Annotated in this window: 2 protein-coding genes; both read left to right on the top strand. The window is 27.2% G+C overall.

What is annotated here, in order from left to right:
* Positions 1–39 precede the first annotated feature (39 nt).
* Positions 40–1,974 (top strand): cation-translocating P-type ATPase, encoded by a 1,935-nt coding sequence (locus A9758_RS02725; protein ID WP_011406276.1) that lies wholly within the window; start codon positions 40–42, stop codon positions 1,972–1,974.
* A gap of 723 nt (positions 1,975–2,697) precedes the next feature.
* Positions 2,698–3,530, top strand: an 833-nt coding sequence (locus tag A9758_RS02730; RefSeq protein ID WP_069776328.1) for a DUF3100 domain-containing protein, incomplete at its 3' end; no start/stop codon positions are given.

Consider the following 3,530-nt stretch of genomic DNA (forward strand, 5'->3'; position numbering starts at 1 on the left):
TTAACTATAATATAAATTATATATAAAGGAGTAATACTTATGAATAAATTCGAGAAATTAATGGGTTTTCTCGAAGGTCTTAAAATGACCATAGTAGGAGGAATATTCCTATTAATAAGTTTAATATTATTAATAACAAACACAACATTACCAATAGATCCTGCATGGGTAACTATTGTAATATGTGGACTTCCTCTTCTATACCTAGCTTTAAGTAGATTAGTCTATGAACACTGGGTATCTTCAGCATTATTAATATGTATTGCAATGGTTGCATCATTAATGATTGGTGAAATATTTGCTGCAGGTGAAGTAGTATTTATAATGGCATTAGGAGCTCTTCTTGAAGACTACACTGTAAGAAAATCAAAACAAGGATTAAGAGATTTAATAAATCTAAAACCACAAACTGGTAGATTACTAATTAAAGAAAATGGAGATATTGTAGAAAAAGAAATAAAAGTTCAGGAAATAAAAAAAGAAGATAAATTACGAGTACTTCCAGGAGAAGTAATTCCAGTAGATGGAATTATAATCAGTGGAGATACATCTGTAGATCAATCTGTTATGACTGGTGAATCACTACCACTAGATAAAACAGTTAATGATGAAGTATATGCTGGTACTTTAAACTTATATGGTGCCATAGATATAATCTCAACAAAAATAGGTAAAGATTCTTCACTAGAAAAATTAATTAGAATGGTTAAGGAAGCTGATGAAAAACAAGCACCAACACAAAGAATTGCAGATAAATGGGCAACATGGTTAGTACCTGTTGCATTAGCTATTGCTATTATTACATACATACTAACATGGAATATTGAAAGAGCAGTAACAATACTAGTAGTATTCTGTCCATGTGCACTGATACTTGCTACACCAACAGCTATTATGGCTGCAATTGGTCAAGCTACAAAACATGGTGTTCTTATAAAATCAGGTGAAGCTCTAGAGAAAATGGGTAATGTTAACTCCATAGCATTTGATAAAACAGGAACTTTAACCTATGGTAACCTAGAAGTATCTGATATAATACCATTGAAAGAAAATATTAGTAAAAAAATATTATTAAAATATGTAACAATTTCAGAGGTAAAATCAGAACATCCTATAGGTAAAGCCATAGTAAAATACAGTAAAAATGAATCTATCAATTATACTCAACCTGAAGAATTTAAAATGATTCCAGGAAAAGGAGTATCTGCAGTATATAATAATAAAAAAATACTATCTGGTACTATTAAATTCATGGAAGAAAATAATATTACAATAAATAGTGAATCTATTGAAAAATTAGACTTACTAAGAAATGAAGGAAAAGCATCTATTGTAGTATCATATGATAATGAATTAGTTGGAATAATTGGGTTATCTGATGTGTTACGTGAAACTGCTCCATATGTAGTTAATACTTTAATCAATGATTTAGATACTGATGTTGAATTATTAACTGGAGATAATCATAAAGCTGCAAATTACTTTGCAAGTAAAGTTGGTATAACAAATATCTATTCAGAACTGTTACCTGAAAACAAGGTTGAAATAATTGAACAATTAAAATGTGATAAGAAAACAGTGTGTATGGTTGGTGATGGAATTAATGATGCTCCAGCACTAAAAACAGCAGATGTTAGTGTTGCAATGGGTGGTATGGGTAGTGATATAGTTATTGATGCAGCAGATATTGCATTGCTAGGTGATGATATTGAAAATTTAACATATCTTAAAAAATTATCAAATGCAACTTTATTTACAATACATCTAAGTATAACAATATCTATGATAATAAATGCAGTTGCTATTGTATGTTCAGTATTAGGACTATTAGATCCTATAAGTGGAGCATTAGTACATAATATAGGTTCATGTGCAGTTGTAATGTTGGCAGCATCATTGTATGATAGAGATTTTTCTGATTATGCTCACAAATCTAAAGATAATATTACTATTAAAAAACCTATTACAAATTAATTTTTTTTCTTTTTTTTCTATTTTTTCATGTTATTATTTAGTGAATAAATAGTTCTTATTTTGGGAACTTAATTTGATATTTATTCACTATATATGAACTAAATTTCATATTAATAAACACTTTTTAGGAACTAAAATATTTTCCAAATCACTTTTTAGGAACACATATATGGGCTTTATTCACTTCATGTTGATTAAATATATGTGTTTTGCTCAAAAAAAGAAAAATATGTTCTTATTTTAAGAAAAAAAACCTTAAGGTGTATTTTTTAAGTTTTTTATTAAAATGGTTAAATGGGGTTTTTTTTATAAAATAAATATGTTTTCTTCATTTTTACAATTAACTATTTAAAATCATTATCTTATTTATAAAAATAATGTAAATATTAAGATTAAATAAAAATTAAGTCCATATAATAACTTTATTTTTCTAAAATAATGTTCACTTTTTTGGTAATTTATTCATTTGTCTTATAAATCTAAGTTAATTATGAACTTTTTTTATTTTTAAATAGAAAAAAATAATTAATTTATAGTAAATTAATATAAAAAATATAAATTATTTAGATAATTTTAATTTTTAATTATTGAATGTTTATATATTAGTATTACATTATATAATAATAATTAATTTCAACTTTAAAAAACCATTAATTATATATGATTTATTATAATAATGTAGGGGATTTAAAAAAAATATATATAATTTTTGGGGGATGTATTATGGTCAATGAAAAAAACTCTGATAATTATCAAGAGTTGACTGAAGCCCGAAAGGATTATAAATTACATCTGACTATTTTAGTATGTATAGTGATAGCTGAATATATTGGCATGCTAACAGTAAATCTCTATGGAATTACAATAGTATTCATGCCATTATTATATTCATTGGTTTTAGCAATTGCACTCTATTTAGCAAAACCTGTTAAATGGATTACAGATAAACAATCAAATAAAGCTAGTACAATTATGATGCTCTTAATTGGTCCATTACTAGCTAAACTAGCAATTGCAAGTGGACAAAATATTCAGATTATTTTTAATGCTGGACCTGCAATTCTTTTACAAGAGATAGGAAACTTGGGAACAATATTTGCAGCATTACCTGTAGCATTGTTACTTGGTTTTAAACGTGAATCTATTGGAATGACAAGTTCTATATGTAGAGAGCCACAGATGGCTGTTGTTATAGATACCTTTGGATTTAATTCACCAGAAACAAAAGGATTTTTCACAGTATTTCTTATAGGTACTGTTTTAGGAACACCATTTATTAGTTTACTAGCAAGTGTATTGGCACATGTTATTCCATTACACCCATATGCTTATGGAATGGCATGTGGTATTGGTAGTGCAAGTATGAATGCAGCAGCAGTAGCATCGTTGTGTGCTATTTTCCCTTCAGCAACAGTTCAACTAGAAGCATTTAGTGGAATGGCAAATCTGCTTTCAATGGTTACAGGTATGTATGTTTATATATTAGTAGCTATTCCATTAACAGAATGGTTATATCGTAAACTTGAACCAGTGATTAGTCGAATTTTATTTAAAAA

This window comes from Methanosphaera sp. A6, from assembly GCF_001729395.1.
GTDB classification, from domain to species: Archaea; Methanobacteriota; Methanobacteria; order Methanobacteriales; family Methanobacteriaceae; genus Methanosphaera; species Methanosphaera stadtmanae.

Bases quoted from the DNA above. Each gene is read 5' to 3' on its own strand.
- A9758_RS02725 (WP_011406276.1), top strand. From the start codon at position 40: ATGAATAAATTCGAGAAATTAATGGGTTTTCTCGAAGGTCTTAAAATG.